The organism is Rhizobium sp. Rhizsp42 (genome assembly GCF_047304155.1).
Taxonomy (GTDB): Bacteria; Pseudomonadota; Alphaproteobacteria; order Rhizobiales; family Rhizobiaceae; genus Rhizobium.
In genome coordinates this window covers 73852-89172 of record NZ_JBGLYS010000030.1, presented here as the reverse complement: position 1 = coordinate 89172, position 15321 = coordinate 73852, and the positions used below count along the sequence as shown (strand labels likewise).

General features: G+C 63.3%; 15 protein-coding genes. 10 read left to right on the top strand and 5 right to left on the bottom strand.

The features are described from left to right. Positions 1–134: 134 nt before the first annotated feature. From ACCD05_RS24175 to ACCD05_RS24145, 7 genes are all read left to right on the top strand, one after another. On the top strand, positions 135–1733 hold the full coding sequence (locus ACCD05_RS24175; RefSeq protein ID WP_413395871.1) for an ABC-F family ATP-binding cassette domain-containing protein: 1599 nt from the start codon (positions 135–137) through the stop codon (positions 1731–1733). Between the two features lie 114 nt (positions 1734–1847). Beyond that, entirely contained in the window at positions 1848–3251 is a 1404-nt protein-coding gene (locus tag ACCD05_RS24170; protein WP_413395869.1) for a GH1 family beta-glucosidase, read from the top strand. A gap of 365 nt (positions 3252–3616) precedes the next feature. Continuing rightward, complete coding sequence (locus tag ACCD05_RS24165) at positions 3617–4648, top strand: methionine ABC transporter ATP-binding protein (protein ID WP_413395882.1); 1032 nt, start codon at positions 3617–3619, stop codon at positions 4646–4648. Then, positions 4638–5306, top strand: coding sequence for a methionine ABC transporter permease (locus ACCD05_RS24160; protein ID WP_111564912.1), 669 nt, complete (start codon positions 4638–4640; stop codon positions 5304–5306). Before ACCD05_RS24165 ends, ACCD05_RS24160 begins: the two co-directional genes overlap by 11 nt. 40 nt (positions 5307–5346) lie before the next feature. Continuing rightward, positions 5347–6123, top strand: a complete 777-nt coding sequence (locus ACCD05_RS24155) for a MetQ/NlpA family ABC transporter substrate-binding protein (RefSeq protein ID WP_413395866.1) — start codon at positions 5347–5349, stop codon at positions 6121–6123. A 94-nt stretch (positions 6124–6217) separates the two neighbouring features. Then, positions 6218–6781, top strand: coding sequence for an NADPH-dependent FMN reductase (locus ACCD05_RS24150; RefSeq protein WP_413395864.1), 564 nt, complete (start codon positions 6218–6220; stop codon positions 6779–6781). 139 nt (positions 6782–6920) lie between these two features. After that, entirely contained in the window at positions 6921–9131 is a 2211-nt protein-coding gene (locus tag ACCD05_RS24145) for an EAL domain-containing protein (protein ID WP_413395863.1), read from the top strand. Positions 9132–9163: 32 nt separating this feature from the next. Here ACCD05_RS24145 and ACCD05_RS24140 read toward each other — a convergent pair whose 3' ends face one another. Genes ACCD05_RS24140 through ACCD05_RS24130 form a run of 3 tightly spaced genes read right to left on the bottom strand, consistent with a single transcriptional unit; the run spans position 9164 to position 11533 of the window. Next, positions 9164–10099, bottom strand: a complete 936-nt coding sequence (locus ACCD05_RS24140; RefSeq protein ID WP_413395880.1) for a rhodanese-related sulfurtransferase — start codon at positions 10097–10099, stop codon at positions 9164–9166. Between the two features lie 59 nt (positions 10100–10158). After that, a complete protein-coding gene (locus tag ACCD05_RS24135) occupies positions 10159–11067 on the bottom strand; it encodes a CHAD domain-containing protein (RefSeq protein WP_209235611.1) in 909 nt (302 codons plus the stop codon). Then, positions 11045–11533, bottom strand: a complete 489-nt coding sequence (locus tag ACCD05_RS24130) for a CYTH domain-containing protein (protein ID WP_112982625.1) — start codon at positions 11531–11533, stop codon at positions 11045–11047. Before ACCD05_RS24130 ends, ACCD05_RS24135 begins: the two co-directional genes overlap by 23 nt. 154 nt (positions 11534–11687) lie before the next feature. Here ACCD05_RS24130 and ACCD05_RS24125 point away from each other — a divergent pair, with 154 nt between their 5' ends. The 3 genes from ACCD05_RS24125 to ACCD05_RS24115 all read left to right on the top strand — a co-directional run bounded on the left by ACCD05_RS24125 (position 11688) and on the right by ACCD05_RS24115 (position 13494). Then, complete coding sequence (locus ACCD05_RS24125) at positions 11688–12326, top strand: 2-dehydro-3-deoxy-phosphogluconate aldolase (RefSeq protein ID WP_018901951.1); 639 nt, start codon at positions 11688–11690, stop codon at positions 12324–12326. Between the two features lie 118 nt (positions 12327–12444). After that, positions 12445–13158 (top strand): tellurite resistance TerB family protein, encoded by a 714-nt coding sequence (locus ACCD05_RS24120; RefSeq protein WP_111564905.1) that lies wholly within the window; start codon positions 12445–12447, stop codon positions 13156–13158. A 120-nt stretch (positions 13159–13278) separates the two neighbouring features. Further along, positions 13279–13494, top strand: coding sequence for a hypothetical protein (locus ACCD05_RS24115; RefSeq protein ID WP_112945739.1), 216 nt, complete (start codon positions 13279–13281; stop codon positions 13492–13494). A 14-nt stretch (positions 13495–13508) separates the two neighbouring features. On the opposite strand, the gene ACCD05_RS24110 is transcribed toward ACCD05_RS24115, so the two are convergent. Both ACCD05_RS24110 and ACCD05_RS24105 read right to left on the bottom strand, forming a co-directional pair. After that, entirely contained in the window at positions 13509–14600 is a 1092-nt protein-coding gene (locus ACCD05_RS24110; RefSeq protein ID WP_413395860.1) for a nickel/cobalt transporter, read from the bottom strand. Next, a complete protein-coding gene (locus tag ACCD05_RS24105; RefSeq protein WP_413395858.1) occupies positions 14594–15235 on the bottom strand; it encodes a DUF1007 family protein in 642 nt (213 codons plus the stop codon). Before ACCD05_RS24105 ends, ACCD05_RS24110 begins: the two co-directional genes overlap by 7 nt. Positions 15236–15321: the final 86 nt, after the last annotated feature.

The following is a 15321-nucleotide window of genomic DNA, read 5'->3' as shown; positions in this document are numbered from 1 at the left end:
TCCCACCCCCGCCTTGATTTCACCTCACCACCTGCCTAGATTGCAGCCATCCGCAATGCCAACAGGACGGTGCACCATGGATTTCAACCCGATCGCAATGCCGCTTTGCCTTGCCATCCGGGAAACCCATGTCCATGCCTGCATCCATTACCCTTTCCAATCTTTCGTGGTCCACGCCTGACGGGCGGCCGCTTTTTTCCAATCTCGATCTGAGCTTCGGGGCCGAACGCGCTGGGCTGGTCGGCCGCAATGGCGTCGGCAAGACGACGCTTTTGAGGCTGATCACCGGTGAACTCGCGCCGCAATCCGGCAACGTCGCCGTCAGCGGGCGTCTCGGTGTGCTGCGCCAGACGGTGCAGGTCGATGCCGAGGCCACGGTCGCCGATCTCTTCGGTGTCCGCACGGCACTCGATGTCGTCGCGCGCGCGGTTCTCGGCGAAGCCTCGGCCGATGAAGTCGCATCCGCCGACTGGACGCTTGAGACCCGGCTTGCCGATGCGCTCGAGCGGATGGGCTTCTCAGCCGAGCCCGATACGCTGCTCACCTCGCTGTCGGGCGGTCAGCGCACCCGCGTCGGGCTGGCGGCGCTGATCTTCAGCGAGCCCGATTTCCTTATCCTCGATGAGCCGACGAACAATCTCGATCGCGATGGCCGCGAGGCGGTGATTTCACTGCTTCAGAGCTGGCGGGGCGGGGCGCTTGTCGTCAGCCACGATCGCGCGCTCTTGGAGCGGATGGATGCGATCGTCGAGCTGACGACGCTTGGCGCCAAACGCTATGGCGGCAATTGGAGCGCGTTTCAGGCGCGCAAGGCGGTCGAGCTTGCGGCGGCCGAACACGACCTTGCGGATGCGGAAAAGCGGGTGGCGGATGTCGCCCGCAGCGCGCAACTCTCGGCCGAGCGGCAGGCGCGCAGCGACAAAATCGGCGCCAAGAAAGCGGCGCGGGGCGATATGCCCCGTATCGTCGCCGGCGGCCTGAAGCGGGCGGCGGAGAATACGAAAGGGGACAAGGTCCGGCTCGGCGAGAAGCGGCGCGAGGAGGCGATGGAGGATGCCAGTGCGGCGCGCGAGCGCATCGAGATCCTGCAGCCCTTTTCCGCGAAGCTGGCGTCGACGCATCTGCCCGCGTCGCGGGTGGTGCTGCGGCTCGATGGTGTGACGGCTGGATACGAGCCGGATCAACCCGTGATCACCGATCTCTCCTTTGCCATGACGGGGCCGGAGCGGGTGGCGGTCGAGGGGCCGAATGGTTCGGGTAAGACGACGCTGCTGTCGCTCGTCACCGGACGCATCGCGCCTTGGGCGGGAACGGTCTCGGTGCCCGTGCGCCTTGCGGTCTTCGACCAGAGCGTCAGCCTGCTCGACCGGTCGCTTTCGATCGCCGAGAATTTCCGCAGGCTCAATCCCGGTGCAAACGAGAATGCCTGCCGCGCGGCGCTGGCGCGGTTCATGTTCCGGGCCGATGCCGCCCTTCAGCAGGTTTCGACGCTGAGCGGTGGGCAGCTTTTGCGCGCCGGATTGGCTTGTGTGCTCGGAGGCGCGGAGCCGCCGCCGCTGTTGGTCCTCGACGAGCCGACCAACCATCTTGACATCGATTCCATCGCCGCCGTCGAGGCGGGGCTGGCCGCCTATGACGGTGCGCTCCTCGTCGTCAGCCACGATGCGGTGTTTCTCGAGCGGATCGGCATCACGCGGCGGCTGTTGCTGCCATCGGGGGAGGATGTGCTCTGAGCGCGGGTGCGTTTATCTGCAACGTTACAGATTTGACATTTCAAACCTATACGTAGACTAGAGAGCAGCCGGAAGCGCGACGCAGGCAACCGGCCGAGTTTGGAGGATTTCAGTTTGACGATTGACGCAAAAACGCCCGCCGCGAAGATTGATGCCAAGGCCCTGGCGGCCCGCTTTCCCGGCGATTTCACCTTCGGCGTGGCGACGGCCGCCTTCCAGATCGAGGGCGCTTCGAAGGCCGATGGGCGCAAGCCGTCGATCTGGGATGCCTTCTGCAACATGCCGGGCCGGGTCTTCAATCGCGACAATGGCGACGTGGCCTGCGATCACTATAACCGCCTCGACGAGGATCTCGATCTCATCAAGTCGCTCGGCGTCGAGGCCTATCGCTTCTCCATCGCATGGCCGCGCATCATTCCAGATGGTACCGGGCCGGTGAACGAGAAGGGGCTCGATTTCTACGATCGCCTCGTCGATGGCTGCAGGGCGCGGGGTATCAAGACCTTCGCGACGCTCTATCACTGGGACCTGCCGCTGCTCTTGGCCGGCGATGGCGGCTGGACGGCGCGCTCGACAGCCTATGCCTACCAGCGCTACGCCAAGACGGTAATGTCGCGCCTTGGCGATCGTCTGGATAGCGTCGCAACCTTCAACGAGCCGTGGTGCATCGTCTGGCTCAGCCATCTCTACGGCATCCACGCGCCGGGCGAGCGCAACATGCAGGCTGCACTGCACGCCATGCACTACATGAACCTCGCCCATGGCCTTGGTGTCGAGGCGATCCGCTCGGAAGCGCCGAACGTGCCTGTCGGCCTGGTGCTCAACGCCATGTCTGTTATCCCGGGTTCCGACAGTGCTAGCGACCAGGCCGCCGGCGAGCGGGCGCACCAGTTCCACAACGGCGTCTTCTTCGATCCGGTCTTCAAGGGCGAATATCCGAAGGAGTTCCTGGAGGCGCTCGGTGATCGCATGCCTGTGGTCGAGGAGGGTGATCTAGCTGTTATCAGCCAGAAGCTCGACTGGTGGGGGCTCAATTATTACACGCCGCTGCGCGTCGCCGACGATCCCAAGAAGAACGGCGATTTCCCCTGGACGGTCGAGGCGCCCCGCGTCAGCGACGTCAAGACCGATATCGGCTGGGAGGTCTATGCGCCGGCGCTGAAGCATGTGGTGGAGGATCTCTATCGCCGCTACGACCTGCCGGAGTGCTACATCACCGAGAACGGCGCCTGCGACAACACCGGCATCGAAGCGGGTGCGGTCGAGGACAAGATGCGGCTCGATTATTACATCCAGCATCTCGATGTCGTCGCCGACCTCATCAAGGACGGCTATCCGATGCGCGGCTATTTCGCCTGGAGCCTGATGGACAATTTCGAATGGGCGGAAGGCTATCGCATGCGCTTCGGCCTCGTGCATGTCGATTACGACACCCAGGTGCGCACGGTGAAGACGAGCGGCAAGTGGTATTCGGAGCTCGCCGCGCAGTTTCCGAAGGGGAACCACAAGAGCGCCTGATCGCCTCAGTTCGAATTGTCTATGCGGCAGGTAGATTTTTTCCTGCCGCATCGCACAAATAAAAAAACATCCCTGTCCGGTTTCAACCACCGGCGGCATAAGTTGCAGCAACAGGAAAGGCGAAACGTCTTTCTTTCCCGCCCGCAACGAAAGCCGCGTCCATGTCTCGCACCCGTGATTGTCTTCGAATGTGCCGCCCGATTGGCTAATCGGCGCGATAGCGGTTATAGAACCGCCAGTTTTTGAAGACCAACATACGCGAGCATGAAATGACACTCCAACACCAGGCCCAACAAGACGCTGCCCAGGGCGCGTCCGGCGGCCATTCCGGGCGAGAGCCAGAGGGCGCGGCGGGGGCGATCCCGATGGTCGCCTTTGAAGGCGCCGGCAAGCGCTACGGGCCATCAGGCGAGGGCGGTTTCACCGCGGTCGAAAAGGTCGATCTTACCGTGGCGCGCGGCGCCATCACGGGGATCATCGGCCGCTCAGGCGCCGGCAAGTCGACGCTGATCCGCATGGTCAACGGGCTGGAGACGGCAACCTCGGGCAAGGTGCTCGTCGATGGCGTCGATGTCGGCGGGCTCAGCGAAGACGGGCTTCGCGGCCTGCGCCGCCAGGTCGGGATGATCTTCCAGCACTTCAACCTGCTTTCCTCGCGCACCGCCTTCGACAATGTGGCGCTGCCGCTGGAGATCGCGGGTGTCGACAAGCAGACGATCCGCGCCAAGGTCGGGCCGCTGCTCGATCTCGTCGGTCTCGGCGACAAGGCGGGCAATTACCCGTCGGAACTGTCGGGCGGGCAGAAACAGCGCGTCGGCATCGCCCGCGCGCTGGCGACCGATCCGAAGCTGCTGCTCTCCGACGAGGCAACCTCGGCGCTCGATCCGGAGACGACGCAGTCGATCCTCGAGCTCCTGAAGCGGATCAATGCCGAACTCGGGCTCACCGTTCTCCTCATCACCCACGAGATGGAGGTGGTGAAGACCATCGCCAGCCACGTCGCGGTGATCGATGCCGGCCATATCGTCGAGGCCGGCCGCACCTTCGACGTCTACACCAATCCGCAGCACCAGACGACGCGCACGCTGCTTGCCTCGGCGCTGAAGCTGCCGGAATGGCTGCGTTCGGGCATCAAGGCGCAGCCATCAGCGGGCGACCGCGCACTGGTGCGGCTGGTGTTCTTCGGCGAAACCGCCTTCAAGCCGCTCACTGGCCGGCTGGTCGCGGAGCTCGGCTCGGACGTCAATATTCTCGCCGGCGCGATCGAGGAGATCGGGGGCGAGCCTTTCGGTTCGCTGGTCGTTTCCTATTCCGCCGATCCAGACGTGATCGCGCGCGCCGATCGTTTCTATGCGGAAACCGGTCTCAAGACGGAGGTGCTCGGTTATGTCGCCTGATATGATCTACAATCTCCTTTCCAAGGCCCTGATGCAGACGCTGCAGATGGTGTTCGTCGCCGGTATCGTCGGCTCGATCATCGGCCTGCCGATCGGCGTGTTCCTTGCCACATCGGGCAAGGGCGAGCTGTTTCCGGCGCCGAAGACCAACCGGGTGCTCGGGCTCGTCGTCAACGCCGCGCGCTCGACGCCGTTCATCATCCTCGTCGTTGCCATCGTGCCGCTGACGCGACTGCTGACAGGAACATCGATCGGCACCTGGGCGGCGATCGTGCCGCTTACCATCGCCACCATCCCCTTCTTCGCCCGCCTGGTCGAATCCGCCATCCGCGAGATCGACAAGGGGCTGATCGAGGCCGCCCGCGCCATGGGCGCCACGCCGTTCCAGATCGTCTTCAAGGTTCTGTTGCCGGAGGCGCGGCCGAGCATACTGATGGCTTTGACGATGACCATCGTCAGCCTGATCGGCTATTCCGCCATGGTCGGCGCCGTCGGCGGCGGCGGACTGGGCGACCTCGGCATCCGCTACGGCTACCAGCGCTTCAATCCCGAGATGATGGTGATGGTCGTGATCGTGCTGATCGTTCTCGTCCAGCTCGTCCAGAGCGCCGGCGACGGGCTCGCCCGCCGCTTCGACAAGCGCAACCGGAAAAACTGACCCTTTAACAAGAAACCATAATTCAACACAGGAGACACCCATGAAGAAGTTCATCATCGCGGCCGCGCTGGCTGCCTTCGCAGCCGGCTCGGCACTCGCCGAAGACATCAAGGTCGGCGTCACGCCGGGCGAGCACGCGCAGATCATGGAAAAGGTCGCCGAGATCGCCAAGACCAAGGGTCTCAACATCGAGATCGTCGAGTTCTCCGACTATGTCGTGCCGAACCAGGCGCTCAACGATGGCGATATCCAGGCCAACTCGTTCCAGCATCAGCCCTACCTCGACAACCAGATCGCCGACCGCAAGTTCGATCTCGTCAGCATCGGCACGACGATCACCACCCCGATGGGCGTCTATTCCAAGAAGGTGAAGAGCCTCGACGAGCTGAAGGAAGGCGCAACCGTCGCCATCCCGAACGACCCGACCAATGGCGGCCGCGCGCTGCTCGTTCTCGCCTCCAAGGGCCTGATCAAGTTCAAGGACAATCCGGGCGTCAAGGTGACCGTCGCCGACATCATCGAGAACCCGAAGAAGATCGAGTTTGCCGAAATCGACGCCGCGCAGCTGCCGCGCTCGCTCGACGACGTCGACGCCGCTGTCATCAACACCAACTACGCCATGGAAGCCGGCCTGCACCCGAAGACCGACGCCATCGCCATCGAAGGTGAGAAGTCGCCTTACGCCAACGTGATCGTTGTCCGCACCGCCGACAAGGACGCACCTTGGGCAAAGACGCTGGTCGAATCCTACCACGACGAAAGCATCCGCAAGTTCATCAACGAACAGTTCAAGGGCGCCCTGATCCCGTCCTGGTAAGACCTGGTCTTATCCTTATCCGAGATGAAGCGGTCCGGCCTTGCCGGGCCGCTTTTTCGTTGGGGCGAATCGTCTGTTGGCATAAACCAGTGGGATGGACGCCAAGCCGCTCTTTCTCTATGCGCTCTGCGGCAGCCAGCGGGAGGTCTCGACCAATCGCCGGCTGCTCACGATCTTGCGCGATCACGCGCCTGATGGTGTGACGATCGAGATCTGCGATCTCATCGGTGACCTGCCGATCTTCAATCCCGAACTTGAAGGTGAAAACACGCCCGATATCGTCGAGCGGCTGGGCGCGAAGATGCGCGCTGCCGATGGCGTCATCGTCGCCTGTCCCGAATATGCGCACGGGCTGCCGGGCGGGTTGAAGAACGCGCTGGACTGGCTGGTGTCGCGCGACGAGGTGCCCTTCAAGCCTGTGATGATCGCGCATGCATCGCATCGCGGCGACTTCGCGCTGGGGCAGTTGACGGAGATCCTGAAGACCATGTCGTTCGATATCGTCGAGGAGGCGCATCTGCGGATCGGGCTGCTCGGGAAGGACGATGCGGCGCAGGCGGCGGTTCTCGATGCGGCTTTGCGTGACGGCGTTATTTTGAACGCGCTTGCAAAATTCTGCGAGCACGTTCGTAAGGTGTCACTTTATAAGGGAATTTGAATAATATTATCCGTTTGAAATGAAATGATTTTTATCGCTCTTGCGTTCGTGCCATCGATGCAAAAATGCTTAATCGTTCAATCGCGTTTTAACCGTTTTTTGAAGGCTTCCCGTCAGTATTTGCCGACAGGGAGAATGAATGCCGTCGATCTTCAGCAAACGAAGCGCGATTATCGGAGCTGGTCGCCACACAACCGTGGCCGGCGTCCTGTTTTCGTTTGCCGTCGTCGTCGCTGTGGTCACGATGATGGTCCTGAATGCGCTCGATCACGTGGCGCAGAAATCCAACGTGCTCGATGACGAGCGCTCGCGCGAAACCGTCTCCGGTGCGCTGCAGAATTTCGTGGCCCAACTCGGCGCCACCCTCAACGACTATGCCGCCTGGGACGATGCCGCGACCAATGTCTATGCCACCGATGGCATGGACTGGACCGTGTCGAACTACGGCGAGATGTCCGTCAACAGCGCGCTGTTTGACATGGCTGTTGTCATCGACGACGACAAGACGCCGATCCTGGTCTATCGCGACGGCAAGCCGATGGCGGGCAGCTTGCAGGAGTTCTTTTCGCCGGCGCTCTGGGCGCTGTTCGACAAGGTGAAGGCCGCCGGCCCGAAGGACCTTCCCGAGGCGTCCGGCTTCATCAGCACGAAGTCGGGCATCGCCGTCGGCGGCGTGGCACTGGTGCGCGAAAAGTCCGGCGCGCTCGCAGCCGCTCCCGGCAAGCACCGCTATCTCATCTTCATCCGCCATCTCGACGCCGCCAAGATCGACGATATCGGCAAGACCTATGTCATCGGCGGGCTGCAGCTCGTTGGCGCCGATCAGGCCGCCGCCTATTCCGTGCCGATCGTGGATGCACTTGGCGCGTCGCTCGGCAAGCTGATCTGGACGTCGCGCGCGCCTGGCGATGTCGGCTATGCCGATGTGCGCAGCCAGGTGGTGCAGGCGATCTGCCTTGTCGGCCTGTTCTTCGTCGTGCTCTTGATCATCGGCTGGCTGGCCGGGCGCAGGTTGAAGAGCGAAGAGATCATCGCGCGCGAGGATGCGCTGCGCGACCGGCTGAGCGGACTTCTGAACCGCGACGGCCTGCGCGTCTCTGTCGATGCGATGGTGACGCTCGCCAGGCAGTCTCAGGATAATGTCCAGCTTCTCTATCTCGACCTCGATGGCTTCAAGGAGGTCAACGATTCCTACGGCCACGGTACCGGCGACCAGCTGATCCGCGCGGTCGCCGCCGGGCTGAAGGTGCTGATCCCCGATGGCGCCGTGCTTGCCCGCATCGGCGGCGACGAGTTCGCGATCGTCTTTGCATCACAGCAGGGCGACGCAGCGGCATTGCAGCTCTCCGAGCATATTCTGGATTTCCTGGCCGAACCCTTGGAAATCGGCCGCCGCGTGGTCGTCATCGGCGCCAGCATCGGGATCGCGGTTTCGTCCGCGGGCAGCGTCGATCGCGAGGAGCTGGTGCGGCGCGCCGATCTTGCCATGTACAAGGCCAAGGAAGCCGGTCGCGCCCGCATGACGCTCTACGATCCCGCCATGGATGCCGACCGCGAGGAGCGCAACGCGCTGGAGCTCGATTTGCGCCAGGCGATCGAAGGCGGCGACCTGACGCTTGCCTACCAGCCGCTGATCGGCGCCGACAGCAACGAGATGGTCGGCGTGGAGGCCCTGGTGCGCTGGAACCGTCCTGGCCATGGGCCGGTGTCGCCTGATGTGTTCATCCCGGTTGCCGAGACCAGCGGTCTCATCGAGGCGCTCGGCCTGTTCGTGCTGCGCAAGGCCTGCGAGACCGCCAAGCAGTGGCCGGAGCTCAGGATCGCGGTCAACGTTTCGCCCGGCCAGTTCCGCAATCCCGCCTTCACCGATTACGTGCGCTACGTCCTGCGCCAGACGGAGATCGAGGCCAAGCGGGTGACGCTCGAGGTGACCGAGGGTTACATGATCCAGAACCCGAAGCGGACGCGCCAGGCGATCGAGCAGCTGAAGACGCTGGGCGTGAAGATCGCGCTGGACGACTTCGGCTCGGGCTTCTCGTCGATCGGCTATCTCCGCCAGTTCGGCTTCGACCGCATCAAGATCGACCGTTCGTTGATCATGGATATCGAGCACAGCGAGAGCCAGCGGGAGATGCTGAAGGCGACCGTGGCGCTTGCCAGCTCGCTCGATATTCCCGTCACCGCCGAGGGTATCGAGACGCCGGAGCAGGCCGATATCGCCTCGCAGTTCGGCTGCGATACGTTGCAGGGCTTCTACTTCAGCAAGCCCGTCGCCGCCGAGGATATCACCGAGCGGCTGATGGAAGCGCGTGCACGCAAGACCAGCGGACGGCGCGTCAGCGCCGCCTGATCAAGTCCTAGTCCAGGCTTTAAGTGATCCCGTCAGGTGCCGATGTGCTTCTGGCCGCGCTTCTTGGCGAGCGCGATCTGCAGCTGGCGCTGACGGTAGCGCAGCCGGTCTTCCTCGGTGCGGCTGTCGTAGCAATGGCTGCAGGACACGCCTTCCTCGTATTTCTCCGAAGTGATCTCTTCCGCGGTGATCGGATTGCGGCAGGCGTGGCAGAGCTTGTGGTCGCCCTCCTTCAAGCCGTGCTCGACCGAGACGCGCTCGTCGAAGACGAAGCAGGCGCCTTCCCACAGGCTCTCCTCCTGCGGCACTTCCTCGAGATATTTCAGGATGCCGCCCTTGAGGTGGTAGACCTCGTCGAAGCCCTGCTCCTTCATGAAGGCGGTGGCCTTCTCGCAGCGTATGCCGCCGGTGCAGTACATGGCGATCTTCGGCTTGTTGTGCAGGCCGGTGTTGTTCTTCACCCAGTCCGGAAACTCGCGGAAGGTCTTGGTGTTCGGGTCGACGGCGCCCTTGAAGATGCCGATCGCCGTTTCGTAATCGTTGCGGGTGTCGATGACGATCGTATCGGGATCGGAGATCAGCGCGTTCCAATCCTGCGGCGCGACATAGGTGCCGACGATCTTGTTGGGGTCGATGTTCTCGACGCCCATCGTCACGATCTCTTTCTTCAGCTTCACCTTCATGCGCACGAAGGGCATCTTCGACGCGCGGCTTTCCTTGTGCTCCAGGCGGGCGAATTCCGGCATGGCGCGCAGATGGCCAAGCACTGTCGCGATCCCCGCATCCGGCCCGGCGATCGTGCCGTTGATGCCCTCATGGGCGAGCAGCAGCGTGCCCTTGACGCCATTATCCTCGCACAGCTGTTGCAGCGGCGCGCGCAGGTTTTCGAAGTGCGGCACGGAAACGAAATGATAAAGGGCCGCGACGAGGAAAGGGCTCGTCGCCTGTTGGGTCGATGTGTCGGTCATGCCGCTGGAAATACAGCTTTCAGAGCGCAAGCGCAATCGCCCGCAGGTGCGGCTAATGTTCAGCCACCAAAGGCGATCCAGAGCATCTCGATACGCATCGCCTCGTCATCCGCATCCGGGCCGAAGATGGTCTCGGCGCGATCCAGCGCATCGTGGCGGCCCTGCTGCTGGTGGAAGATGATGGCGTAGAGCAGGTGCGCGAGGTCGTCGGCATTCTCGAAATGGTGATGCTCGGTCTCGACCAGCTCGCACAGCAGCTCAAGATCGTTGATGCGCCCGAGCAGGTCGACCAGCGTGCTCGCCGCCTCGTATTTGGCGTTCATGGCGGTCGGCCAGAGCGGATTGAGCAGCTTGTGATAGGCGCGGTAATCCTGCGTGCGCTTGCGCAACGTGTGAAAGGCTTCGGCCGAGACATGCCCCTCGCAGGCGGCGAGCGCCTTGCGTGCCTTGCGCACCGTGGTGTCCCACCCATGCGCCAGAAGCCGCCCATGCCTGCGGTGGCCACCCTTGAGGTTGACGTCCTGAACGGCCGCGATCGCGCGCTTCAGCGCCGAGATGGTGTCGGAGACGACCTTTTCGGGATCGCGCCTGGCGGCGATCAGCCGGTCGCGCCGGGCGGTGAGCGCCACGACGATGCGGCCGAGCGCCTCGGCTTCGTCGCTGTCGCGGGCGCGTTCGTGCAGATAGGTGGCCGTCTCGACGAGGGCCGCCGCATCCCGCAGCGAGGACAGCGAGCGGGCGATGCCGCGCAGGCGGATGTTCTCGCGAGCGGAAAATTTCGGCACGGCGCTCGCGACGAGACGGTAGAGCGAGCGCACCCGCTTCAGCCGCTTGCGGGCTTCATGGATCGCGTGGTCCGTGCCTTGAGGCCGCGTTTCGAGCACATCGATCGCATGGCGCAGCTGGCGTCGCGCGAGCTTGTGAAACTGTGATTTGAAGGACCGGTCAGGCCGTATGCTGAAGGGCATGCCGGTCGTGCTCAAATTCGGTTGCCAATGCCTGATTTGAGTATCTGAAGTCGCCGGTGACCTCGCGGCCGAGCCAGGCGGGAAGCGCCGGCCGTTCGGCTTCCGACCCCATCTCGACCTCGGCGATGACGAGGCCGCGGTGCTGGCCGGCGAAAACGTCGACCTCCCAGACGTAGCCCTCATAGGGCACGCGGTAGCGGGTCTTTTCGATGACGATGCCGATTGCCGCACCAAGCAGCTCCTCGGCGTCGGTAACCGGGATTTCGTATTCGAATTCGTCGCGGGTCATCTTGCTGCGGCCGATCTTGGTGGTCAGCCGCGCGCTCTTCCTGTCGATGATGCGCACACGTACCGAGCGATCGTCCATAGACGCGATATAGCCTTGTCTGAGGACAGACTTCGTTTCGGCGCCGGAGCGCCAGCCATCGCTGCGTACCAGGAACTTCCGCTCGATCTCTTTTGCCATGACCGATGAACCTCTTTGACGACGGCGGGTACGCTAGCGCAAATTGGCTGAGGTTGATACCCATTCCGTTCCAAAGATGGTTGCGGTCTCGACAAACTTTAGCGGTAGGTCTATTCCGTTGCCGCAATTAAATCGTTTCAAAGGAACCACGGCCATGGGCGAAAAGACAGAGAAACTCCTTTCCATCCTGAAACTGCAGCCCGTCGTGCCGGTTCTGATCGTTGACGACGTCAAGTCGGGCGTTTCGCTGGCGCGCGCGCTGGTCGCGGGCGGTCTGAAGGCGATCGAGATCACCATGCGCACGCCTGCAGCGCTGGACACGGTTCGCGCCGTGGCCGACGAGGTCGAGGGTGCCGAGGTCGGCGCAGGCACCATTCTCAATGCCAAGCATTGGGAAGCCGCGGTTGCCGCCGGCTCCAAGTTCATCGTCAGCCCGGGCACCACGCAGGAGCTGCTCGACGCGGCCCGCGATTCCTCCGTGCCGCTTCTGCCGGGTGCCGCGACCGCCAGCGAAGTCATGGCGCTGCGCGAAGAAGGCTACCAGGTGCTGAAGTTCTTCCCGGCCGAACAGGCCGGTGGCGCGGCCATGCTGAAGGCATTCTCCTCGCCGCTCGCTGGCACGCTGTTCTGCCCGACCGGCGGCATCTCGCTGAAGAACGCGATGGACTACCTGTCGCTGCCCAACGTCATCTGCGTCGGCGGCTCCTGGGTCGCACCGAAGGAACTGATCGCTTCGGGCGACTGGGCCGGCATCACCAAGCTCGCCGCCGAGGCGGCTGCACTGAAGGGCTGAGGCGCTTTCTCCTGACATTTTTGTGATCCGCATGGTGCGGGCGGCCTCGCCGCCCGCATTTGTATTCGTGCCGGGCGTACCTATCTTCCGTTTTAGCTTAAAAGGGAGACAATCAGGTATGTTCGACGCGAAGAAGCTTCTTGAGCAGTTTCTGGGATCGCAAATTCCAGGTGTCGGCGGCAGCGTTCGCGACCGGGCGGGCGGGGCGATAGAGATGGCCAAGAACAATCCGTGGAAGGCAGGGGCCCTTGCGACTGCGGTGCTCGGCACCAAGACCGGCCGCAACATCGCCGGCAATGTCGCGACCATCGGCGGGCTCGCGGCCGTGGCGGGGCTCGGTTATCTCGCCTACAAGAACTATCAGTCCGGCAAGTCGCCCGAGGCAGCACCGCAGCCTGCCGCCACGACCGGTCAGCCGATCGCGCTGCCGCCGCCGGATTCCGCCTTCAGCCTGGAGGGGCCGCAGCTCTCCAATGATTTCGCCCTGACGCTGATCCGCGCGATGATTGCGGCTGCCAAGGCCGACGGCCATATCGACGATGCCGAGCGCGCCAACATCATGGAAAAGGTGCGTGAAGTCGATCTCGGCTCGGAAGCCGAGGCCTTCCTGCGCAACGAACTCGCCAATCCCGTCGATATCGACGATCTCGTGGCCGCTGCGCGCACCGAGGAGCAGAAGGTCGAGCTCTATACCGCGACGCGGCTGACCATCAATCCCGATACTCGCGCCGAACGCGGCTATCTCGACCTGCTCGCCGGCCGCCTCGGCCTGCCGGACGCGCTGCTCGACCATATCGACGCGACCGTGTCGTCGGCCAAGGTCACGGCCTGAGCCGAATAAGGCTTGCCGTTTGACGATTGGCAAGCCTGTGCTCGCGGCGAGTTGCACGGCCAGTTGCCTTTCGCCGGCGGCTGGCCTAAGCCCTTCTCCTCACCCGCAGGAGATTTTCGCATGGCCGACCCCAGATCCGAACGCCGCTCGCCGGCGATTGCCGCTGCGATCATCCTCGTCTGTGCCGGGCTCGTCATCTATTTCCTGCCGTCGGTGGTGCTGTGGATCGGCAATTATTCGCCGACGCTGGCGATTGTCGTTGGGGTTTGTCTGGTGATGGCGTTTTTCGCGGTGTTCTGGCTGCGGGCGCGGTATCAGCGTCGGCGGGGTGGGTGAGTTTATCTCACCAACTACCCACCAAACCCCACACCCTGCAGCGACGCGCCGAGCAACAGCGCACCCATCACGATGACAAGCAGTGCACCGAGCAGCTCGATGCCGTTGCCCACCCAGGTCGAGACGCGCGAGCCGTGGCCGGCAAGCCGCATGGCGGTGCCCTTGGCGGTGACGGCAAGCGTTGCGAGGATGGCGACGGTGATGGCGGTGCCGAGGGACATGGCGAAGACCGAGAGCACGCCGCCGAGATAGAGGCCATTCAGCAAAGAGAAGGTGAGCACCAGCAGCGCGCCGGAGCAGGGGCGCAGGCCGACGGCGACGATTGCCGACCAGGCCTCGCGGATGCTGAATTTTTCCGCGCCGAGCATCGCCGGGTCGGGCATGTGCGACTGGCCGCAGGTCTCGCAGGCCATGCCTGAAATGAACTTGTGGCCGGCCTTGGCGGCCTGGGTTTCGCCGAAGGCGTAGGAGGTGTTTTCGCCGCGCTGGTCTGCGTCCTGCCAGTCGAGCATCATGCTGACGGGGCCCGATGCCAGCGCTTCCTGTCTTGGCTGGAAGGCCGGGATGATGGCGCGCAGCTTGCGCAACAGGAGCCACAGGCCGAAGAGGATGACCATGACGAAGCTTGCGATCTCCATCGCTTGCGTCGCCATGGTTAGCGTGATGCCCGAGCCGCGCAGCACCAGCCAGGCACCGCCGACAAGCAGGATCGCCACCAGCCCCTGAACGAAGGCCGAGACGAAGGAAATCGCGACGCCGCGCTTCAGCTCGATCTCGTTGGCGATCATGTAGGACGAGATGACGGCCTTGCCGTGGCCGGGGCCGGCGGCGTGGAAGACACCGTAGGCAAACGACAGGCCGACCAGCGTTCCGAGCTGCCAGGGATCCTCGCGCATCGCTTTCAGCGCGTTGGTCAGCGCCCGATAGAAGGCCTGCTGCTCGTGATTGATGTAGAGAAAGAGCGGCGCCAGCGGGCCGCCTGAGGGCTGGAAGCTCGGCTCCGCCGTGCCAATGCCGAGCGGCGATTGCGCATGCGCGGCGGCAAGCCCGGTCACGAGTAGCAGGCCGGCGGCGTAGAGCAGCAGCGTGAACTTGCGCCTCAGCATGTGACGTCCAGCTTGGTGGCGAAGAGTTTCGACATGTTGGTGCCGGTCGGGTCGTTGAAGAAGGCGTCGGTCAGCGATTGCTTGTTCTGCGAGATCACCTGGTCGGCATCGGGCCTGACCACCTGGTGCTTGCAGGCCTTGAAGGCGTCGCCGACGAGGATCATCTCCTTGTCGGTCGGAAAGTCGATCGAGGTGTAGAGCGTCGGATCGTAGACGCCGAAGGTGAGGTTGCCCTTGAGCGGCATCTTCTCGACCGGCTTGACGGCGAAGAACATCAGGAGCTGGCCGTCGCGGTAATCGACGTGAATGATGTCGGGCTTCTGAACCGTCACGTTCTTCCCGTTCATCGTCAGGTTCATGTAGTAGTCATAGTCAGCCAGGGAATCGCGGACCGTCTTGCCGACTTCGGCGAGCTCGTTCGGCTCCAGCTTCAAATCGGTGTTCTTGTCGAAATCCATGACGACCGAGGAGGTGAAGACCTCGTCGAAGCGCCAGACGTTGCGGAACTCGGCGACATTGCCGTCATCGCCGGCGACCACCTCGAGGCGGGCCTCCACGAAGATATGCGGATGCGCGAAGGCTGCGGCGGGCACGAGCGTCAGAAAGCCGGCCGTCAGGAAAGTCGATATCTTCATGCGTCCGCTAACTTCATCTCTAGAGTTCGGGCCAGGTTCGGTTGCCGGAAGGCGAGAAATCCGGGTGGGGCGGCCCAAATCAGTTG

Excerpts from the sequence above, each read along its gene's own strand:
- ACCD05_RS24175 (WP_413395871.1), top strand. The coding sequence starts at position 135 with ATGCCTGCATCCATTACCCTTTCCAATCTTTCGTGGTCCACGCCTGAC.
- ACCD05_RS24165 (WP_413395882.1), top strand. The coding sequence starts at position 3,617 with ATGGTCGCCTTTGAAGGCGCCGGCAAGCGCTACGGGCCATCAGGCGAG.
- ACCD05_RS24160 (WP_111564912.1), top strand. The coding sequence starts at position 4,638 with ATGTCGCCTGATATGATCTACAATCTCCTTTCCAAGGCCCTGATGCAG.
- ACCD05_RS24155 (WP_413395866.1), top strand. The coding sequence starts at position 5,347 with ATGAAGAAGTTCATCATCGCGGCCGCGCTGGCTGCCTTCGCAGCCGGC.
- ACCD05_RS24150 (WP_413395864.1), top strand. The coding sequence starts at position 6,218 with ATGGACGCCAAGCCGCTCTTTCTCTATGCGCTCTGCGGCAGCCAGCGG.
- ACCD05_RS24145 (WP_413395863.1), top strand. The coding sequence starts at position 6,921 with ATGCCGTCGATCTTCAGCAAACGAAGCGCGATTATCGGAGCTGGTCGC.
- ACCD05_RS24140 (WP_413395880.1), bottom strand. The coding sequence starts at position 10,099 with ATGACCGACACATCGACCCAACAGGCGACGAGCCCTTTCCTCGTCGCG.
- ACCD05_RS24135 (WP_209235611.1), bottom strand. The coding sequence starts at position 11,067 with ATGCCCTTCAGCATACGGCCTGACCGGTCCTTCAAATCACAGTTTCAC.
- ACCD05_RS24130 (WP_112982625.1), bottom strand. The coding sequence starts at position 11,533 with ATGGCAAAAGAGATCGAGCGGAAGTTCCTGGTACGCAGCGATGGCTGG.
- ACCD05_RS24125 (WP_018901951.1), top strand. The coding sequence starts at position 11,688 with ATGGGCGAAAAGACAGAGAAACTCCTTTCCATCCTGAAACTGCAGCCC.
- ACCD05_RS24120 (WP_111564905.1), top strand. The coding sequence starts at position 12,445 with ATGTTCGACGCGAAGAAGCTTCTTGAGCAGTTTCTGGGATCGCAAATT.
- ACCD05_RS24115 (WP_112945739.1), top strand. The coding sequence starts at position 13,279 with ATGGCCGACCCCAGATCCGAACGCCGCTCGCCGGCGATTGCCGCTGCG.
- ACCD05_RS24110 (WP_413395860.1), bottom strand. The coding sequence starts at position 14,600 with ATGCTGAGGCGCAAGTTCACGCTGCTGCTCTACGCCGCCGGCCTGCTA.
- ACCD05_RS24105 (WP_413395858.1), bottom strand. The coding sequence starts at position 15,235 with ATGAAGATATCGACTTTCCTGACGGCCGGCTTTCTGACGCTCGTGCCC.